The sequence below is a fragment of the Shimia aestuarii genome (assembly GCF_900114635.1).
GTDB classification, from domain to species: Bacteria; Pseudomonadota; Alphaproteobacteria; order Rhodobacterales; family Rhodobacteraceae; genus Shimia; species Shimia aestuarii.
In genome coordinates, this window is the sequence record NZ_FOTQ01000003.1 from 256,955 (window position 1) to 276,428 (window position 19,474).

Sequence of the window (19,474 nt, forward strand, 5' to 3'; positions counted from 1 at the left end):
GGGTCTACCTTTGGGGGGTAGGGGCTGCAAGTAATGTTGAGAACACGCGCAAAATATCATCTGGGTCAGGTCGTCCGTCACCGCAAGCATCCGTTCCGTGGTGTGGTGTTTGACGTCGATCCAGAGTTCGCGAATACACAGGAGTGGTATGAAGCCATTCCCGAAGACAGCCGACCGTCGAAAGAGCAACCGTTCTATCACCTTCTGGCGGAGAATGATCAGAGCTATTACGTGGCGTACGTCTCCGAACAGAACCTGGTCGCGGATTACTCGGGGGAGCCGGTCAGCCACCCGGATCTCGACGAGATGTTCGGACCGTTCGAAGACGGCACCTACCCGCTCCATTTCCATTTGAACTGACGGAAAAGGCACGTCGGGACGCGCCATTTGCCTGCTTAGTACCCGATTGCGCAACCGTCCTTGCGGGGATCGGATGCGCCTTCAAGCACCCCGTTTTGGTGAATACGAATGGCCTGTGCGCCGCCGATGGGGACGTCCGGGACCTCGATGTCATGCCCCATATCGGCCAGAGTCTGCCGCACCTTGTCCGAATACCCGCGCTCGACCTTGAGCCTGCCGCCATCGGTAAAACTGCGCGGGGCGTCGATGGCGCTTTGCGGGTCCATGCCGAAATCGACCATGTTCGAAAGAAAACGGGCATGGCCGTTGGGCTGATACTGACCGCCCATCACGCCAAAGGGCATCTCGACACGGCCATCACGGCGCAGCATGCCCGGAATGATCGTGTGCATCGGGCGTTTGCCGCCCTTGAGTTCGTTCGGATGCCCCTCTTGCAAGGTGAAACCCGCGCCGCGGTTCTGAAACAGGATACCGAACTTCTCGGACGCGATGCCGGACCCGAGACCGTGAAAAATCGAATAGATGAGCGACACGGCCATGCGATCCTTGTCGACCACGGTTATGTAGACGGTGTCCTTGTGCACCGCCTCTCCGAGCGTGGCGGGGGCGGTCATTGCCTTATTCGGATCAATAAGTGCGGCCAGTTTCGCGGCGGTGTCGGGGGCCAGAAGGTGATCAAGGCGCGTCGTATGATCCGGATCGGCGATGAAGCGATTGCGCGCGTCATAGGCCAGCTTGGCGGCTTCGGCTTCGATATGGACCCGCTCGGCGCCAAGGGGATCCATGCCGGCAATGTCGAAGTGCTTGAGGATGTTGAGCAACAGGATCGCTGTCGCGCCTTGCCCGTTGGGCGGATGCTCGACCAGTTCGGAGGCCTTGTAAGTCCCTGAAACAGGGGTGGTTTCCATGCCGGAAACGTCGGCAAAATCGTCCATCGTATGCGCACCGCCGACGGCGTTCAGCGAGGTCACCATGTCCTCGGCAATCTCGCCCGAGTAGAAAGCATCACGCCCGTCACGGGCGATGCGGCGCAGCACTTCGGCCTGGCCGGGCGCGCGGAAAATCGACCCAAGCACCGGCACGGCATCGTCATGAAGATAGTGCCGTCGCGACGCGCCCTGAAGCACCTTGGCCTCGCGGGCGAGGTCAAAGGCGACACGCTGGGCAATCGGTACACCGGCTTCGGCATAATGGATCGCCGGGGCAAGGCTGACGTCGAGGCCCAGTTTGCCGAACCGTTCGGACAGGGTGCAGAACATGTCGACGGCGCCGGGCAACGTGACTGCATGCACAGAATGCAGGGGAATTGTTGCCAAACCCTTATTGCGCAGATCGGCCGCGTCCGCTGCGGCAGGCGCGGTGCCCGATCCGTTGAAGGCCAGTACGTCGTCGCAGCCCGCCGGGGAGACCAGTGCAAAACAATCGCCGCCGATCCCGGTGGACTGCGGCTCGCACAAGCCCAGCAGCACCGCGCCGGCAATGGCGGCATCCATTGCCGTGCCGCCGCGCTTGAGAATGTCGACGGCGGCTTCGGCCGCAATCGGATGGGACGTGGCGCAGATGCCGTTCATGGCCATCACCGCCGAACGCCCCGGACGTTGCAAATCTCTCATCGTTGTTTTCCCCTTGCTCGCCACGCGAGACTAAGCGCGCGCATACGGGATGCCAAGGCTCAGCAATCGACCCGCAAGGACAACGTGTTCCAGCCGTTGTTACGGTGGTAATGAATGTCATGCGCAAGCATGCGAACCAAGGACCAGCCAAACCCCCCTTCGGGAAGGTCCGCCATGGCAATGCTGACATCCGGGGCAATGCCCGAGGGCAGGTTGTTGTCCGGCATGGGCGCACCGTTGTCGCGCACCAAAACGTTCCAGCAGTTTTCACCAAGGTCGCAGGTCAACGCGATCCGCCCATCCTTGCGCCCCGCGAGCGCATGTTCGACCACGTTGTTGAGCACCTCTCCCAAAACAATTTCAAGGGTTCCGACGTCAATATGGGCGAAGCGCGGCAGCGAGAGCTTGCTTCGCAGCCGGATCAGGGCCGCGCGCACCTCCTGCGGGGTGCCTTCCAGTTCGATATGGATGGGCGAAGGAGAATTGGTCACGCTGCAGCGCGCTCCTTTTTCTGGGACCATGCCGGGTTACTGGGAAAGCGCCTCGCCCACCGTCCCGTGGATACGGAACACCGTGTCCATGCGAGTGAGGCGAAACACCTTGTCGACGTTTTCGTTGAGACAGGACAGATCCATCCGGTGATTTGTACCAAGCTGCTTCATGGCGGCGACAATCGCGCCAAGCCCGCTTGAGTCGATGAAATCCACCTGTTCGAGATTAAGCACGACGCGGCCCGTGACCGCGTCGGTTTCTTCGCGCATGCGATCCTTGAACTGGATCGCCACCGAGGCGTCGATACGGGTTTCATTGACCGTGACCACGAGTATGTCGCCCTCAACCGCGCTGGACAAATCCATGCCTGCCGCTCCTTCCTTGCAGAGTTTGGCCAAGCATATGCGCGATTCCTTACCAATCCGTGAGCAGGGTGCGACTTGCGCTTTGCCGCGCAACGCGCAATCTGTTTGCAACACCCCTGCAACAGTTGCGGGGCAGGAATGGGCCAGCGATACAAATCCGAGGAGAATTGGCATGAAAAACGTGGTGATTGCAGGGGCAGCCCGCACGCCGATGGGCGGCTTTCAGGGGGTATTTGACGGCATCGAGGCGGCGGAACTGGGCGGCGCGGCGATTCGCGCGGCGCTGGAAAACGCAGGCGCCAAGACGGTGGACGAGGTTCTGATGGGCTGCGTTCTGCCCGCCGGACAGGGCCAGGCCCCCGCGCGCCAGGCCGGGTTCAAGGGTGGGCTGGGCGAAGAGGTGCCCGCCACCACGCTCAACAAGATGTGCGGATCGGGTATGAAAGCGGCGATGATGGCGTTTGACGCGGTCGCTTTGGGCGATCGCGAGGTCATGATCGCAGGCGGCATGGAGAGCATGACCAACGCCCCTTACATCCTGCCGAAAATGCGCGGCGGGGCCCGGATCGGGCATCAGCAGGTACAGGATCACATGTTCCTCGACGGGCTCGAAGATGCCTATGACAAGGGGCGCTTGATGGGCACCTTCGCCGAGGATTGCGCCGAAAGCTTCCAGTTCACCCGTGAGGCACAGGATGAATACGCGCTGAAATCCCTGTCCAACGCGCTCGAAGCCCAGAAATCCGGGGCTTTCGAAGGCGAGATCGCACCGGTGACGCTCAAGACCCGCAAGGGCGATGTCGAGGTGTCCGAGGACGAACAGCCGGGCAATGCGCGCCCCGAAAAGATCCCGCATCTCAAGCCCGCCTTCCGCAAGGATGGCACGGTCACACCGGCCAATTCCTCGTCGATCTCGGACGGGGCCGCGGCGCTGGTGATTGCCTCGGAGGAGGCCGCTGAAGCGCAAGGGCTGCAGGTGCGTGCGCGTATCGTGGGTCATGCCAGCCACGCCCAGGCGCCGGGCCTGTTCACCACCGCGCCGGTGCCGGCGGCACAGAAATTGCTGGAGAAAATCGGCTGGTCCAAGGACGATGTCGACCTCTGGGAAGTGAACGAAGCCTTTGCCGTGGTGCCGATGGCGTTCATGCATGAAATGGGGTTGAGCCGCGATGTGGTCAACGTCAATGGCGGTGCCTGCGCGCTGGGCCACCCGATCGGCGCGTCGGGCGCGCGGATCATCGTTACCCTTTTGAATGCATTGGAAAAACGCGGCCTGAAACGCGGCGTCGCGGCGATCTGCATCGGTGGCGGCGAAGGCACGGCCATCGCGATTGAGCGGGTCTGATCTTTCTTTTTCCAAAAATACCCCTCGGGGGGAGCGTTTCAAAACCTGTTTTGAAACCGGGGGGCAGACAGCCCCCCTCCCACCCCAACACGCAGGACCGCCATGCAGGTTGACTACGACACGCTTTCTCAAACCATCGCCGCCCTGACAGAAGGCGAGGCCGATGTGGTTGCGCTTATGGCGACGGTGGCCTGCGAGGTGCACCATTCGGATGACCGGTTCGACTGGACCGGCTTTTATCGCGTGACCGCGCCCAACCTTTTGAAAATAGGCCCCTATCAGGGCGGCCACGGCTGCCTTGTGATCCCGTTTGAACGGGGCGTTTGCGGGGCTGCCGCGCGCACGGGCGAGGTGCAGCTGGTGCCGGATGTGGAGGCGTTCTCAGACCATATCGCCTGCTCCTCCTCGACCCGATCGGAGCTGGTTTTGCCGGTGTGGGACAAGGACGGAGCGCTGATTGGAGTCTTTGACATCGACAGCGATCAGCCGGACGCCTTTACCCGGAAGGACGCCGAAGAGATGAACAGAATCTTAAGCGCGGTGTTCGGGCGGGTTTGAGCCTGACCGTGCGAATCATCCTGACTCCCCTTGGTTAATTGACAAAATCGGCTGCGGTAGAACGTCGGTATCACGTCGGTATTGCGTCGGTATCCAACGCCGAAATCGCGCAGTGAACGTAGCGTGCGCTGCGTTTATCCGCCTTTGGGCGTCTGGCGCCGCGCTGCGGCGTGAAATTTTGCTTGAAAATTTCACCGCTCCCGGTGCAGCGTGAAAATCGAGATGATTTTTTCACGGGGGCGGGCATGCTGCACCAGTTACCGGACGATCTTGGCACGCTGGGGGCCGATATCCGCGCCCTGCGCAAGGCACGGGGAGTGACGCTGGCGGAGCTGGCCGAGGCGCTGGGCCGTTCGGTCGGTTGGTTAAGCCAGGTCGAGCGGGACAAATCGGAGCCGACGATTTCCGATCTGCGGCAAATCGCGATGCTCATGGATGTGCCCATGTCGATGCTGTTCGGCCAGTCGCGCGGCCCTGCCGAGGAGCAAGGCTATGTCGTGCGGGCGGGTGCGCGGCGGCAGATGGGTTCTTACGAGGAGGGGCTGGTCGAGGAACTGCTGTCCCCCGACCTGACCGATGATTTCGAGATGGTGCATTCCACCTTTGAACCCCATTCCGAGATGCAGCTTCCGGCCAAACGGCCGACACAGGAGGTGGGATATATCATTTCCGGGCGTCTCGACCTGACGATTGGCGAGCGGAAATTCACCGTTGGCGCGGGTGACAGTTTCCGGTTCCGGAACGAGCTTTACAAATGGGCCAACCCCTATGACGCGCCTTGCGTTGCGATCTGGGTGATCGCGCCGCCGGTCTATTGAGGAGACACGATCATGCTCAAGGGAAGCTGTCTGTGTGGGGATGTCCGGTTCGTGGTTCACACGGCGGCCAAGGGGGCGTCGATGTGCCATTGCCCGCAATGCCGCAAACAGTCGGGCGGGATCTGGTCTTCGGCCTATGTGCCGGAGGCGGATCTGGAGATCTCCGGGCCGGTTCATTGGCACGAGTCAAGCGCCACGGCCAAACGCGGATCATGCCCGCGCTGTGCGTCCTTTCTGTTCTGGAAGGCGCATGACGAGGACACGATCAGCTTTGCCCTTGGGGCGATCGACGGGCCGACGGGGTTGCGGCTTGAGAAACATATCTTCGTGGCTGGCAAGGGCGATTACTACGACATCGCGGACGGGGTGGTGCAACATGACTGAGTCCCGACACACTGAGCCCCGCCACACCGGGCGCTGCGAATGCGGTGCGGTCCGGTTCGAAACGCACGGGCCACTGCGCCCGGTCATTGCCTGTCATTGTGGCCAGTGCCGCCGCACCAGCGGGCATTTCTGGGCGGCGACTGCCGTGATGCGCGAGGGGCTGACGATGATCGCGGACCGGGGGCTGCGCTGGTTTGCATCGTCGGAAACGGCGCGGCGCGGGTTCTGTGCCTATTGCGGATCAAGCCTGTTCTGGGATCACGAGAGCGCGGACACGATCTCGATCGGGGCCGGGACGCTGGACGCGCCGACCGGGATGCAGGTGGCACGCAATATCTTCGTGAAAGACAAGGGCGATTATTACGACATCGACTGTCGCGCCGAGCAGTTCGAGGGCGACGGATGATCGACACGCTGTTGGCCATGGACCCGGTGCTGATCCTGACCTTCGTATCGGCGGGGATCGTGCTGAACCTGACGCCGGGGGCGGATGTGGTGTTTGCCACAGCCTGTGGCGTGTCGGGGGGATGGAAGAGCGGCGTGGCGGCGGCGGCGGGGATTTCGCTTGGCGGGCTGGGCCATACGGTGCTGGCGGCGGTGGGCGTGTCGACGATGCTGATGGCGATGCCGGGGGCCTATGATGCGATCCGCTATGCGGGCGCGGCGTACCTGATGTTTCTTGCCGTGAAAGCGTGGCGGGCACCGGCCGAGATTGGTGCGGCCAGGGGCGCAACCAGCCTGCGGCGCGCGGCGGCGCGCGGGTTTCTGACCAATATGCTCAATCCCAAGGTGGCGCTGTTCGTGCTGGCATTCCTGCCCCAGTTCACGCGCCCGGAGGTCGGGCCAATCTGGCAGCAGATCCTGATCCTTGGCGGGCTGTTCTGCGTGACCGGGTTTTTCGTGACCGCCGGCTATGGCGCGGCGGCGGGGGTTTTCGGCACGGCGCTGCGCCGGGTGTCGGGGATCATGAACAAAGTGACGGCTATCGTGTTTGGCGGGCTTGCGGCCCGGCTATTGTTGGACTGAAGGAGAGCGAGATGTCTGATTTTCCAAAGAAGGCCCGCGTGGTGATTATTGGCGGCGGTGTGGTTGGCACGTCTTCGCTCTATCATCTGGCCAAGAAGGGCTGGACCGATTGTGTCTTGCTGGAGAAGAACGAGTTGACCGCGGGGTCGACATGGCATGCCGCGGGCAACGTGCCGACCTTTTCGACCAGCTGGGCAATCATGAACATGCAGCGTTATTCCACCGAGCTTTATGCGCGGTTGGGGGACGAGGTGGATTACCCGATGAACTATCACCAGACCGGATCGATCCGGCTGGCGCATACGCGGGAGCGGATGCAGGAGTTCGAACGGGCCTGTGCAATGGGCCGGTACCAGGGGATCGGCATGGAGATGCTGACGCCCGAAGAGGCAAAGGAGCGTTATCCGTTCCTTGAGACGCATGACCTTGCGGGGGCGCTTTTTGATCCTTCGGACGGGGATATCGACCCGGCGCAGCTTACGCAGGCCTTGGCCAAGGGCGCGCGGGACATGGGCGCGCGGATTATGCGGTTCTGCCCCGCGACGGGGGTGAAGCAGCAGGCGGATGATACGTGGATCGTGCATACCGAGAAGGGCGATATTGCGTGTGACTACGTGGTCAATGCCGCCGGGTATTACGCGCAGCGGGTCGGGGAGTGGTTCAAGCCCCATGGCGGGCGCACGGTGCCGATGATGGTGATGAGCCACCAGTACCTGTTGACTGAGCAGATCCCCGAGCTTGAGGCGTGGTCTCAGGAGAACGGGCGCAAGCTGCCGCTTTTGCGGGACGTGGACGTGTCCTATTACCTGCGCCAGGAAAAGAATGGCATCAATATCGGCCCCTACGAGCCGAATTGCCGGGCGCATTGGGAGCATGAGGGCGACCCGATGCCGGATGATTTCAGTTTCCAGCTGTGGTCGGATGACCTTGACCGGATTGCCGATATCGTGGCGGACGCGATGGAGCGGGTGCCGGTGTCGGGCGAGGCCGGGGTGAGCCGCATCATCAACGGGCCGATCCCCTATGCGCCGGATGGGTTGCCGCTGATCGGGCCGATGCCCGGGGTGAAGAACGCGTTCGAGAACTGTGTCTTCACCTTCGGGATCGCGCAGGGCGGCGGCGCCGGGAAGGTTCTGGCCGAGTGGATCGTGGACGGGGCGACCGAGTGGGACATGTGGTCGGTCGATCCGCGCCGTTATACTGATTACACCGATCATGAATACTGTGTGCAGAAGGGCATGGAGGTGTATGGCAACGAATACGCGATGCACTTCCCGTGGCACCGCTGGCCTGCTGCGCCGGACAGGAAGCTGTCGCCGGTGCATGACAAGGTCAAGGCGCTGGGCGGCGTGATGGGCGTTTATAACGGCTGGGAGCGGGCCAACTGGTTCGCGAAAGCAGGCGATGACACCTCAGAGGAAAGCACCCACACATGGGGCCGGTCCGGCCCGTGGGAACAGCGGATCAAGGAAGAGTGCGAGGCGGTGCGCGACGGGTGCGGGGTTCTGGACCTGCCGGGGTTCTCGCGGTTCATGGTGGAAGGCGACGGGGCTGCCGAGGCGCTGCGCGGGCTGGTGACCGGGGGATTGCCCAAGGTGGGGCGGATGAACCTTGTCTACATCGCGGATGCGCGGGGGCGCATTCTGACCGAGATGTCGTGTATGCGGCTGGGCGAGGACCGGTTCGTGATGATCACCGCGGCCACGGCGCAGTGGCATGACCGCGATATCCTGCTGAATGCCATGCCCGAGGGCGTGACGGTGGAAGACGTGACCACGACGCGGGACACGCTGATCGTGACCGGGCCGAAATCGCGCGACCTGCTGGCGGGGCTGAGCGACGCGGATCTGTCACTGGGGTGGCTGACCCATCAGGCGGCAAACGTGGCGGGGCGGCCTGCGCATCTGATCCGGGTGAGCTTTGCCGGAGAGCTGGGCTGGGAGGTGCATGCGCTGAACGAGGATATGCCCGCGATCTATGAGGCCATTCTTGACGCCGGGGCTAAGCCCTTTGGCATGTGGGCGCTGAATTCGTTGCGGCTGGAGAAAGGGTATCGGGCGTGGAAGGGCGACCTTTCGACGGATTACTCGCTGCTCGAAGGCGGGCTGGAGCGGTTCGTGAAGCTCGACAAGCCGCAGGATTTCCCCGGCAAGGCGGCAATCATGGCCGAGAAACAGCAGGGGGTGAAAAAGCGGTTCGTGACCCTGACCGTGGATGCGGGCGAGGCGGATGCACCGTACATGTCCTGCATCTGGCACGATGACGAGATCGTCGGGGAAACCACGTCGGGCGGTTGGGGATACCGGGTGAATGCCTCGATCGCGCTGGGCATGGTGCGCAGTGACCTGGCGGTGCCGGGAACAGAGCTGGCCGTGGAAATCTATGGCGAGAAATGCCGCGCCGTGGTGCAGGAGGACCAGCCGCTTTGGGACCCGGAGAATGCGCGGTTGAGGGCGTGAGTTTCGCGTTGACGAATAGCTCAGCCCGGCACCGCCGGGCAGCGCCTCATTGCCGGCAGGCGATCGGCTTTTGCCGATCTGCCGAGAGGGCCTGTCCACCGGCAGGCGCTTTGCGCCTCCCCAGGCAGGCGCTGCCCTTTACCAATCTGGGAGGAAGATCGTCATGATCCCTCGTACAATGAAAGGCGTATACCTGACCCGCCACGGTGGGCCGGAGGCGCTGGAGTGGTGCGAGGATATTCCGGTGCCTGTTCCGGGACCGGGACAGGCGCTTGTGCAGGTGCTGGCGGCGGGGGTGAACAATACCGATATCAACACGCGCATAGGCTGGTATTCCAGCGATGTGACCGGAGCCACGGAGAGCGGCGAGGTCGGTGAAGCGGGGGGGCATGCCGGGGCGCTCGATTTTCCACGCATTCAGGGCGGTGATCTGTGTGGCCGCGTTGTTGCGGTGGGCGAAGGTGTGGCATTGCCGATTGGCGCGCGGGTGACGGGGCCGATCAACCTGCCGCGCCCAACGGCGGAAAACCCGACCGCCTATATCGCGCTTGGCTCGGAAGTGGACGGTGCGTTCGCGCAATTTTGCCTCGTGGACGCGGCGGATGTTTACGATGTGAGCGCATCGCCCCTCAGTGACATTGAAATTGCGGCCATTCCGTGTGCCTTTGGCACGGCGGAGAACCTTCTGACCCGCGCCGGGGTGCGGGAGGGGCAGGAGGTGCTGATCACCGGGGCGTCGGGCGGTGTGGGGCTGGCGGCGGTGCAGCTTGCGCGACTGCGCGGCGCGCGCGTGACGGGACAGACCGCTCCGGCCAAGGTGGCGGTTGTGCGCGAGGCCGGTGCGACGGATATTCTTGAGCGGGGCAAGGTGCCGGCGCCGAGCTGTTTTGACGTGGTGATCGACGTGGTCGGCGGGCCGCTCTGGCCCGACCTGATCCGCGCGCTGAAACCGGGGGGGCATTACGCCGTGTCGGGCGCGATTGCCGGGCCGATGGTGACAGCGGACCTGCGCGAGATTTACCTGCCGGACATCACCATTCATGGATGTACCTACCAGCCGCCCGTCGTGTTCGAACGGCTGGTCGGGTTGATGCGGTCCGGGGATATTCGCCCGCTGGTGTCGCGCACCTATCCGTTGCAGGACATCGCGCGGGCGCAGGAGGACTTTTCCTCGAAGACACTGCCGGGCAAGCTGGTGTTGATTCCCCCACAGGAGACCGAGACATGACAAAAGTGATCCTCAAGGATGGCGGTACCGGACAGGAGTTGATCCGCCGGTCCGCGATGCCTGCACATCCGCTGTGGCCGGCCAAGGTGATGATGGAAGAACCGGATGTGGTACAGGGGGTGCACGCGGATTTCATCCGGGCGGGGGCGCGGCTGATCACGTTGAACACGTATTCGGCCACGCCCGAGCGGCTGGCGCGCGAGGGCGCGCCGGAGCTTTTCCGCCCGTTGCAGAAGCGCGCGATCGAGCTGGTCGAGGCGGCGCGCGAGGAGGTCGGGGCCGAGGGGGTGCGGATTGCCGCCTGCCTGTCGCCCCTGCACGGGTCCTATCAGCCGGACATGAGCAAGAGCCATGCCGACCTGTTGCCGCTTTATCGCGAGATCGTGGAAGGGCAGGCCGGGGCCAGCGACCTGATCCTGTGCGAAACCCTGTCGGCGATTTCCGAGGCGACGGCAGCGGCAGAGGCCGGGGTGGAAACCGGCAAGCCGACTTGGGTGTTCCTGACGTTGAAGGATGACGCCAGCGGGCAGTTACGGTCGGGCGAGGCGTTGCGCGATGCGGTTGACGCGCTTGCGGGGGCGGGCATTGCCGGGATTGGGCTCAATTGCTGCAAGCCCGAGGTGGTGTCGGCCAATCTGGACACCATCCGGGCGGCGGGCCTTCCGGTGGGGGCCTATGCCAACGGGTTCACGGGGATTGACGCGCTGAAGATCGGGGGCACGGTGGATGCGCTCAGGGCGCGCACGGATCTTGATCCGGCGGCCTATGCCGGGTTCTGCATGGGCTGGGTCAGGGAGGGGCTGCAGTTTGCCGGGGGCTGTTGTGAAGTCGGTCCGGCGCATATTGCGGAACTGGCATCGCAGTTGCGCGGGGCCGGGTATGAGATTGTGTGAATGACCGGGGATCAGGACAAAACAGACGGGCAAGGGGCGCTTGTGCGCTTTGACATCTATGTCTCCGAAGAATTCGTGCTGATCGAGCTGGCCGGGCTTTTGGAGGTGCTGTCGATCGCCAACCGGGTCGGCGCGCGACCCCTGTTCGAGTGGCATTTCCTGTCGGCAAAGGGCGGCGCGATGCGCAGCCGGACCGGGGTGATCGTGGAGACGGAAAAGGTGCCCGCGCGGATCAGCGCGGAATACCTTTTTGTGCTGGGCAATTCGAACCCGGACAACCCGGCGCTGTCAGTGGGCAAGCTGGTATCGGATTACACGTTCCGCGGGGCGCAGGTGTTTTTGCTGGCCGAGGCGGCGAGCCGCTATATCGCGGAGCACGGGGACCGTCATGCGCATCTGACGACCCATTGGGAAAACAGCGCCCTGTTGCGCGAGCGCGGGGGCGTGTTCGAGGCGGGATCGTCGCTGGTGACGGAAGACGGGCGGATCGTGACCTGTGCGGGCATGGAGTCGACCATCGACCTTGTCCTGTGGTTGATGGGGCGGCATGTCAGCAAGGCGCAGCAGATGACGATTGCCGATGTCATGCTACATGAACGGATTCGCGATTTCTCGACTCAGCAGCCGTTCAGCGGTGTGCGGGGGACCGAGACCGGGGATGCGGAGCTGGATGAATGTATCGAGCTGATGCGGGCCAATATCGAAGAGCCGTTGCCGATCAAGGAGATCGTGGCGCTGTTGGGGATTTCGAGCCGGTCACTGGAGCGCAAGTTCCGGGATATCTTGGGGTCGACACCGAACACCTATTACCGCGAACTGCGCATGGCGCGGGCCAATAACCTGTTGATGAACACCACTATGAGCGTGCGCGATATCGGGCTGGCCTGTGGATTCGCGACCGGGTTCAGCGGGCTTTACAAAAGCTTTTTCGGCATCACCCCGGCAGCCCGGCGCAAGGCGCGTGGACCGGGCCCGGGCGCGGTGCGGAGATTATCGAATAACAGCTGACGTTTTTGCCACATTTGTCGTCGCCTTGTCGTGGCAGGCTGTGGCCAAATCGGCATGACAGGAGAGCGAAATGGCTGATCTTCCAAACAAGGCCCGCGTGGTCATCATCGGCGGTGGTGTGATTGGCTGTTCCGTGGCCTATCACCTTGCAAAACAAGGCTGGAAGGACATCGTTCTTCTGGAACGCAAGCAGTTGACAAGCGGCACGACATGGCATGCTGCCGGGTTGATCGGGCAGTTGCGCGCGTCGTCGACGATGACCAAGCTGGCGAAATACACCACCGATCTTTATCACAAGCTGGAAGCGGAAACCGGCATCTCGACCGGGATCAAGGCCAACGGGTCGATCTCGGTGGCGATCACGGAAGAGCGCAAGGAAGAGCTTTACCGGGCGGCGGCGATGGCGCGGGCCTTTGACGTCGATGTCGAGGAAATCTCGCCCGAGACAGCCAAGAAGATGTACCCGCACCTGAACATCGAGGATGTGTGCGGCGCGGTGTACCTGCCCAATGACGGGCAGGGCGATCCGGCCAACGTGGCGCTGGCGCTGGCCAAGGGCGCGCGCATGATGGGGGCGATGATCCGGGAAAACGTCAAGGTCACGGGCGTGAGCCGGGCCGAGGGGCGTGTGACCGGGGTGGATTGGGCCGCCGGAGAAGAGCAGGGCCATATCGAGGCGGAGTTCGTCGTCAACTGTGCCGGGATGTGGGGGCATGAGGTGGGCCGGATGGCGGGGGTGAACGTGCCGCTGCATGCCTGCGAGCATTTCTACATCGTGACCGAGGCCATCCCGGAACTGACGGAATTGCCGGTGCTGCGGGTGCCGGATGAATGCGCCTATTACAAGGAAGATGCGGGCAAGATCCTGCTTGGCTGTTTCGAGCCGCACGCCAAGCCGTGGGGCATGAACGGTATCTCGGAAGATTTCTGTTTCGACCAGCTGCCCGAGGATTTCGACCATTTCGAGCCGATCCTTGAAATGGCGGTGAACCGCATGCCGATGCTGGCCGAGGCGGGGATTCACACGTTCTTCAACGGGCCGGAAAGCTTTACGCCGGACGATGCCTATCACCTTGGCGAGGCGCCCGAGCTGCGCAACTACTATGTCGCCGCCGGGTTCAACTCGATCGGGATCCAGTCTGCGGGGGGCGCCGGAAAGGCGCTGGCCGAGTGGATGGAAGCGGGTGAGAAACCTTTTGACCTTGGGGGGGTGGACATCAGTCGGATGCAGCCTTTCCAAGGCAACAAGCATTACCTTTTTGAACGCTCCAAGGAGACGCTAGGCCTGCTTTATGCGGACCATTTCCCCTATCGCCAGAAAGCCACTGCGCGCGGGGTGCGGCGCACGCCGTTCCATGGCCTTCTGGATCAGAACGGCGCGGTGTTCGGGGAATCGGCGGGTTGGGAGCGGGCCAACTGGTTTGCCAATGAAGGCCAGGAACGTGAATACCAGTACACGTGGAAGCGCCAGAACTGGTTTGAAAACTCGGCCGCTGAACATCGCGCGGTGCGTGAGAACGTGGGCATGTATGACATGTCCTCCTTTGGCAAGCTGCGGGTCGAGGGGCCGGATGCGGAAACCCTGTTGAACCATGTCTGCGGGGCCAACATGTCGGTGCCGGTGGGCAAGATCGTCTATACGCAGTTCCTCAATTCCAAAGGCGGGATCGAGGCGGACGTGACCGTGACGCGCCTGAGCGAGACCGCTTATCTGGTGGTTACGCCGTCGGGCACGCGGCTCGCGGATCAGACACGGCTTCAGCGGCATGTGGGCGATCTGCGGGTGGTGATCACCGATGTGACCGCAGGTGAGGCAGTGCTGGCGGTGATGGGACCGAATGCGCGCGCGTTGTTGCAGAAAGTGTCGCCCAATGATTTCTCGAACGCGGTGACCCCGTTTGGCACGGCGCAAGAGATCGAGATCGGCATGGGCCTCGCGCGGGCGCATAGGGTAACTTATGTCGGTGAGCTGGGTTGGGAAATCTACACGTCGTCGGACATGGCCGAGCATGTGTTTGAAACACTGATGCAGGCCGGGCAGGACATGGACCTGAAACTCTGCGGCATGCATATGATGGACAGCTGTCGGATCGAAAAGGGGTTCCGCCATTTCGGACATGACATCACCAGCGAGGATCATGTGATCGACGCGGGGCTGGGCTTTGCGGTGGACATGTCGAAACACGATTTCATCGGTAAGGCGGCTGTGGCGGCGCGCAAGGAAAGCGGGCCGAAGATGCGGATGGTGCAGTTCAAGCTGACCGATCCCGAGCCGCTCCTGTATCACAACGAGCCGCTCATTCGCGACGGCGAGATTGTCAGCTATATCAGTTCCGGAAACTACGGCCACACGCTGGGCGGTGCCATCGGCATGGGCTATGTGCCCTGCGAAGGCGAGAGCGCGGCGGATGTGCTGGCGTCGAGCTACGAGATCGACGTGATGGGCACGCGGGTCAAGGCGGAGGCCAGTCTGAAGCCGATGTATGACCCCAAGGCGGAACGCGTGAAGGTTTGAGCGAGGAAAGGCCAGCCCGAGGGGGCTGGCCTTTTGGCTGACGCGGTCTAATCTGCGCCCAAACGACGGGAGGGCGCGGGATGGTCGTGGTGATCTTGGCAGTGGGGGTGCTTGGCGGCATTGCCGGGCTGCATGGGCTTTGGGCAATGGGGATCTGGTTTCCCGGCGGAGACGAGGCCCGGCTGGCGCGCCGGGTGGCCGGGTTCGAAGGCATGCGGAGGATGCCGCCCAAACCGGCAAGCCTGTTCGTGGCGCTGGTTCTGGCGGGCGTCGCGCATGTGCTTTTGGTGCGTGCGGGTCTGGCGGCGGCGCTCCTGCCCGGCTGGATTTACGGTCTGGCGATCTGGGGTGCGGCGGCGGTGTTCCTGGGGCGCGGTGTGGCGGCCTATCTGCCGGGATGGCGGCGGCTGACCCCGGAAGAGCCTTTTGCCACGCTGGACCGTCGGGTCTATGGGCCGCTGTGCCTGGCGCTGGGGGCGGTTTGCCTTGGGCAGGCCGTATGACTTTTGACGGTTTTTGAAGGGGCGCCTTGCAGGCGCGCAGGGGATGCACGCCCACAAGGGGGCGTGCGGTGCGAGGCGCTGCCTCGCGCTCCGGGGTATTTCGGGAAAAAGAAAGTGAATGTGCATCACGGGGTGTGATGAATGTGTTCACAAAAAGCGGATGTTCCCAGAAGTGAAGCGGCGCTATGCCGGTTGGGCAGCGGGTGAAACGAGGGTTGGTGATGCAGGACACGGGGCGGGATGAGCCGAGGGGCGTGGCGCTTGCGGTCACGGCCTATCTTCTTTGGGGTGTGGCGCCGATCTACATGAAGTTGATGGCGCATGTGCCCGCGGTGGAGTTCGTGGCGCACCGCGTGTTGTGGTCGCTTCCCGTGGCGGGGATCGTGCTGATCCTGCTTCGGCGCACGGACGATCTTGTGGCGGCGTTGCGGGACCCGAAGATGCTGCGCATGGCGTTTCTGACCTCGGGGCTGATCTCGGTGAACTGGGCGATCTTTGTCTGGGCAATTTCCAATGGGCAGGCGATTGATGCGGCGCTGGGCTATTACATCAACCCGCTGTTCAGCGTGGCGCTTGGCGCGCTGGTGTTGCGCGAGCGGCTGGCGCGCAACCAGCTGATTGCCATCGGGCTGGCGGCCTGCGGGGTGCTTGTGCTGGTGATCGAGGCGGGGGACCTGCCATGGGTATCGCTGGCCCTGACGGTGAGCTGGGGGTTTTACGCGCTGTTCAAGCGTTCGTTGCCGATCGGGCCGAACCAGGGGTTCCTGCTGGAGGTGCTGATCCTGTGTCCGCCGGCGCTGGCCTATGTTCTTTGGCTTGGCGTTTCGGGGCAGGGCACCTTCGGCATGTCGGGGCTTGATACGCTGTTGTTGATCGGGCTTGGGCCGGTGACGGCGGCGCCGCTGATGATCTATGCCAATGCGGCCAAGCTGGTGCGGCTGTCGACCATCGGCATCCTGCAATATATCGCGCCGTCGATGATCCTTTTGACGGCGGTGTTTCTGTTCGGGGAAGAGATCGGACGCGGGCGGATGATTGCCTTTCCGCTGATCTGGGCGGGGCTTGTGGTCTATACGTTGCCGATGCTGCGTCAGGTGCGGCGCAGCTGAGCAGCGAGGAGGTCGGCCCAGACGGTATAGGCCGCCTCGGAGGGGTGGAAGCCGTCGCGGGCCACGAAGCGGGGTTCGTAAGGCAGGTCCAGCGGCAGGTGGGTGACGGCGGGATCGTCGCGTGCGATGTCGGCGAGCATCCGGTCGAGCCGCTCGGCGTGGCACCCGAGCACCCAGCGCAGGGGCTGGGGCAGCAGCGGAAAATGATGCATGGGCGGCACGCCGGAGAGGATGATGTGCGCCACGCCGTGGCGCTGGCGCAACGCGTTGATCAGGGTTGTCTGGCGACTGCGGAAGCGGTGCGGTTGCGTGAAACGGGTTGTGTCGTTGACGCCATGCACGAGAAGGGCCGCGTCAAAGGGGGTATCCGGCAGGCGGTCGAGCCGGGCCAGAGAGGTTTTGGTGGTGGCGCCGGTTTCCGCCTCAAGGTGCCATGTCAGGGGGGCGAGAGCCTGCGAAAGCTGGCCCGAGAGGGCGGTGGACTGGTGCGTGGCGCCGACCCCGGCGGCCGAGGAATCGCCCAGGATGAGGAGGCGCGGGCCCGCGTCGCCCCCGGCGCGTGCGCCCGGTGGTTCGGGCAGTTTCAGGGCGCTGAAACGTACCCAGAGCCCCTGCGCCAGAAGGAGCGGGGAGAGGGGCAGGCGCAGGAGGCGATCCAAGGCCATTGGCGTTCAGCGCATGGCGCTCATGTATTTCAGGAAGCGCGCGTCCTTGCCGATCCGGGACATCATCTCTTCGCGCAGGACGGCGATGGATTTGAGCGGGCGCATGACAACTTCGAAGGTCTGGATCAGGCCGTCGTCATTCAGCGTGATCAGGTCGACGCCAACCGCGTCGAGATCGCCGATCCTGCACTGGAATTCGAGCGCCCAGTCGGCACCTTCGCCCATGATGCGGCGATAGGTGAAATCCTCGAAGATCTGCCCGACATGACCGAGGATCGCGGCCACGGGTTCGCCGCCGGTCCAGGTTTTCCAGTAGGTCGGCGGCAGAAAGGCCACGTCGGGGGCCAGGATGTCGATGATCTTGCTGTCATCGCCCGAGGCGACGATTTCGGTCATGCGCTGGATCGTGGGGTGCATGGGGGATCTCCTCTTGTTGCGTATCAGCCTGCCCATTCCGGGGCGTCAGGCAAGGCTGACGTCGGGTTGCCGACGCCGCGTCGGCGCTCTATTGCGGGCGCATGAGTTTTTCGACCGAATATGACCCGCCCATGGACCCGCTGGTGGTCCTGCATGAGGACAGTGACATTGTCGTGGTGGACAAACCTTCCGGGTTGTTGTCCGTGCCGGGGCGGGGCGCGCACCTTGCCGATTGCCTGCTGACCCGCGTGCAGGCGGCGTTTCCGACCGCCCTGTTGGTGCATCGGCTGGACCGGGACACGTCGGGGGTGATGGTGTTCGCCCTTACCCCGCATGCCCAGCGGCACCTGTCGATGCAGTTCGAGCAGCGCAAGACCAAGAAAACCTATGTGGCGCGGGTTTGGGGCCGACTGGAGCCAAAGACCGGGACGGTGGACCTGCCGTTGATCGTGGACTGGCCGAACCGGCCGCGCCAGATGGTGGATCATGAAAACGGCAAGCCCGCCGTGACGGATTGGCGGGTGCTGAAACAGTCAGATGCCGAGAGCCGCGTACGGCTGATGCCCAAGACCGGGCGGTCGCACCAGCTTCGTGTGCACATGCTGGCGCTGGGGCACGTGATCCTTGGCGATCCGCTTTATGCCGAGGGGGACGCGGCGGCCCATGACCGGTTGATGCTGCATTCCGAGGAATTGCGCATCAACCATCCCGAAAGCGGGCAGGGCATGAAGTTTCGCGCGAAAGCGCCATTCTGAGCGCGCACGCGCCCGGTCGGTTCAGAAATTCAGAACCTTGTAGCCAACCTGGATGGACCAGTCTGCCGGAGCGTCGCCGCCGAACATCACACCGGGTTTGATGAAAAGCTGCCCATCTCCGCCAAATGCCTTGCCCGTCAGCATGCCGAACGTGACCTGAAGGCTACCGAAGGTGTCGTTGCTTTCCCAGTCATGAATGATGGCCGGGTCAAAGGTCATGTAATATTTGGGGTTGGCGAGCTTGGGCACGTAATAGAAGTCGATCGTCGTCGTATTGACGTCGACGCCGTCCTTGTTGCCGCCTTCAAGGCCGAATGTCTGGACCCATGCAGGCGCAAATATGGACCCGTTTTCGAGGAACCATGCATAAAACACGGAGGTTTCCATCGCGAATTGACCGAAGCCGGAAGTTGGTGTTTCCGCCGTGTCGAGGAACAGTTCCACCGTAAAGGCCGCGCCATTGCTTTCCGTCAGGTGGAACACGTCGATATAGGTGACGCTGATGTCACCCAGGCGCATTTCGTCACCACCCAGCCCGGTTGCGCTCCCGGCCGCAGACGCGCCGCCGAAATTTGGCGCCGCGTTGAAGGGGCTGTCGGAAACGGGAAGTGTAAAGCGAAACGCCTTGCTGCCGTCACCGAAGGGGCGGGTGTAGAAGGCTTCGAGCAGCCCGGTGTTCAGGGACGAATTGATCTGGTTGAACTGGTACTGCAGGCCCATTTGGGTGGTCAGCAGTGTCGGGTTGGTGCCGTTGTTGATTTCTTCCACCGCGCCCTGAACCTGGTTGAGGTTCGAGCCGTCCTGCGCCGCGACAGGAGAGGCCAGCGTCGCGCCCAGCATCAAGGAAACAGCAATCGTGTTCATGGCGGTGTGGTGTGTTACGGAAGATGTCACGTCGGACTCCTTGAGAAAACCGTCGGGAAGATGAGGTACGGAGCGTACCGACCGGGTAAGTTGTCGC

The 19,474-nt window shown here is 63.1% G+C and carries 21 protein-coding genes; 15 read left to right on the forward strand and 6 right to left on the reverse strand.

Features of this window, described 5'->3' with window-relative positions:
- Positions 1 to 33 precede the first annotated feature (33 nt).
- A complete protein-coding gene (gene hspQ, locus BMZ35_RS10690; protein WP_093093780.1) occupies positions 34 to 360 on the forward strand; it encodes a heat shock protein HspQ in 327 nt (108 codons plus the stop codon).
- Positions 361 to 395: 35 nt separating this feature from the next.
- On the opposite strand, the gene BMZ35_RS10695 is transcribed toward hspQ, so the two are convergent.
- The 3 genes from BMZ35_RS10695 to BMZ35_RS10705 are packed head-to-tail and all read right to left on the reverse strand — an operon-like array spanning position 396 to position 2,830.
- Positions 396 to 1,973 (reverse strand): gamma-glutamyltransferase family protein, encoded by a 1,578-nt coding sequence (locus BMZ35_RS10695; RefSeq protein WP_093093782.1) that lies wholly within the window; start codon positions 1,971 to 1,973, stop codon positions 396 to 398.
- Between the two features lie 59 nt (positions 1,974 to 2,032).
- Positions 2,033 to 2,464 (reverse strand): ATP-binding protein, encoded by a 432-nt coding sequence (locus BMZ35_RS10700; protein WP_165610053.1) that lies wholly within the window; start codon positions 2,462 to 2,464, stop codon positions 2,033 to 2,035.
- Between the two features lie 36 nt (positions 2,465 to 2,500).
- Positions 2,501 to 2,830 (reverse strand): STAS domain-containing protein, encoded by a 330-nt coding sequence (locus BMZ35_RS10705; RefSeq protein ID WP_093093786.1) that lies wholly within the window; start codon positions 2,828 to 2,830, stop codon positions 2,501 to 2,503.
- A 172-nt stretch (positions 2,831 to 3,002) separates the two neighbouring features.
- Between BMZ35_RS10705 and BMZ35_RS10710 the strand changes: the two genes are divergently transcribed.
- The 13 genes from BMZ35_RS10710 (at position 3,003) to rarD (ending at position 16,676) form a co-directional block, all read left to right on the forward strand.
- Positions 3,003 to 4,175 carry a thiolase family protein gene (locus tag BMZ35_RS10710; RefSeq protein WP_093093788.1) on the forward strand — a complete coding sequence of 391 codons (1,173 nt, stop codon included), beginning with the start codon at positions 3,003 to 3,005 and terminating at the stop codon, positions 4,173 to 4,175.
- 102 nt (positions 4,176 to 4,277) lie between these two features.
- Positions 4,278 to 4,733: a GAF domain-containing protein gene (locus BMZ35_RS10715; protein WP_093093790.1), complete on the forward strand. Its 456-nt coding sequence runs from the start codon at positions 4,278 to 4,280 to the stop codon at positions 4,731 to 4,733.
- Positions 4,734 to 4,978: 245 nt separating this feature from the next.
- A complete protein-coding gene (locus BMZ35_RS10720; protein WP_093093900.1) occupies positions 4,979 to 5,551 on the forward strand; it encodes a helix-turn-helix domain-containing protein in 573 nt (190 codons plus the stop codon).
- Positions 5,552 to 5,563: 12 nt separating this feature from the next.
- The gene (locus BMZ35_RS10725) at positions 5,564 to 5,935 is read left to right on the forward strand and encodes a GFA family protein (protein ID WP_207502957.1); all 372 of its coding nucleotides are present in this window, start codon (positions 5,564 to 5,566) and stop codon (positions 5,933 to 5,935) included.
- The gene (locus BMZ35_RS10730; RefSeq protein WP_093093794.1) at positions 5,928 to 6,341 is read left to right on the forward strand and encodes a GFA family protein; all 414 of its coding nucleotides are present in this window, start codon (positions 5,928 to 5,930) and stop codon (positions 6,339 to 6,341) included. The genes BMZ35_RS10725 and BMZ35_RS10730 overlap by 8 nt, the downstream gene beginning before the upstream one ends.
- Positions 6,338 to 6,961, forward strand: coding sequence for a LysE family translocator (locus BMZ35_RS10735; RefSeq protein ID WP_093093796.1), 624 nt, complete (start codon positions 6,338 to 6,340; stop codon positions 6,959 to 6,961). Before BMZ35_RS10730 ends, BMZ35_RS10735 begins: the two co-directional genes overlap by 4 nt.
- An 11-nt stretch (positions 6,962 to 6,972) precedes the next feature.
- Positions 6,973 to 9,420, forward strand: coding sequence for a GcvT family protein (locus tag BMZ35_RS10740; RefSeq protein ID WP_093093798.1), 2,448 nt, complete (start codon positions 6,973 to 6,975; stop codon positions 9,418 to 9,420).
- 166 nt (positions 9,421 to 9,586) lie between these two features.
- A complete protein-coding gene (locus BMZ35_RS10745; RefSeq protein ID WP_093093901.1) occupies positions 9,587 to 10,648 on the forward strand; it encodes an alcohol dehydrogenase family protein in 1,062 nt (353 codons plus the stop codon).
- Entirely contained in the window at positions 10,645 to 11,541 is an 897-nt protein-coding gene (locus BMZ35_RS10750) for a homocysteine S-methyltransferase family protein (RefSeq protein ID WP_093093800.1), read from the forward strand. Before BMZ35_RS10745 ends, BMZ35_RS10750 begins: the two co-directional genes overlap by 4 nt.
- The gene (locus BMZ35_RS10755) at positions 11,542 to 12,549 is read left to right on the forward strand and encodes a GlxA family transcriptional regulator (protein WP_093093802.1); all 1,008 of its coding nucleotides are present in this window, start codon (positions 11,542 to 11,544) and stop codon (positions 12,547 to 12,549) included. It abuts the gene before it with no gap.
- Positions 12,550 to 12,619: 70 nt separating this feature from the next.
- Entirely contained in the window at positions 12,620 to 15,064 is a 2,445-nt protein-coding gene (locus BMZ35_RS10760) for a GcvT family protein (RefSeq protein WP_093093804.1), read from the forward strand.
- Positions 15,065 to 15,144: 80 nt separating this feature from the next.
- Positions 15,145 to 15,567 (forward strand): DUF3995 domain-containing protein, encoded by a 423-nt coding sequence (locus tag BMZ35_RS10765; protein WP_093093806.1) that lies wholly within the window; start codon positions 15,145 to 15,147, stop codon positions 15,565 to 15,567.
- A 185-nt stretch (positions 15,568 to 15,752) separates the two neighbouring features.
- Complete coding sequence (gene rarD, locus BMZ35_RS21035) at positions 15,753 to 16,676, forward strand: EamA family transporter RarD (protein WP_242654759.1); 924 nt, start codon at positions 15,753 to 15,755, stop codon at positions 16,674 to 16,676.
- On the opposite strand, the gene BMZ35_RS21040 is transcribed toward rarD, so the two are convergent.
- Both BMZ35_RS21040 and BMZ35_RS10780 read right to left on the reverse strand, forming a co-directional pair.
- A complete protein-coding gene (locus BMZ35_RS21040; RefSeq protein WP_093093808.1) occupies positions 16,658 to 17,341 on the reverse strand; it encodes an SGNH/GDSL hydrolase family protein in 684 nt (227 codons plus the stop codon). The genes rarD and BMZ35_RS21040 overlap by 19 nt on opposite strands.
- A 6-nt stretch (positions 17,342 to 17,347) precedes the next feature.
- Complete coding sequence (locus tag BMZ35_RS10780; protein WP_093093810.1) at positions 17,348 to 17,758, reverse strand: nuclear transport factor 2 family protein; 411 nt, start codon at positions 17,756 to 17,758, stop codon at positions 17,348 to 17,350.
- Positions 17,759 to 17,859: 101 nt separating this feature from the next.
- Between BMZ35_RS10780 and BMZ35_RS10785 the strand changes: the two genes are divergently transcribed.
- Entirely contained in the window at positions 17,860 to 18,513 is a 654-nt protein-coding gene (locus tag BMZ35_RS10785; protein ID WP_093093812.1) for an RluA family pseudouridine synthase, read from the forward strand.
- Positions 18,514 to 18,534: 21 nt separating this feature from the next.
- Here the strand turns inward: BMZ35_RS10785 and BMZ35_RS10790 are convergent, their stop codons facing one another.
- Positions 18,535 to 19,407, reverse strand: coding sequence for a hypothetical protein (locus tag BMZ35_RS10790; RefSeq protein WP_131814359.1), 873 nt, complete (start codon positions 19,405 to 19,407; stop codon positions 18,535 to 18,537).
- Positions 19,408 to 19,474: the final 67 nt, after the last annotated feature.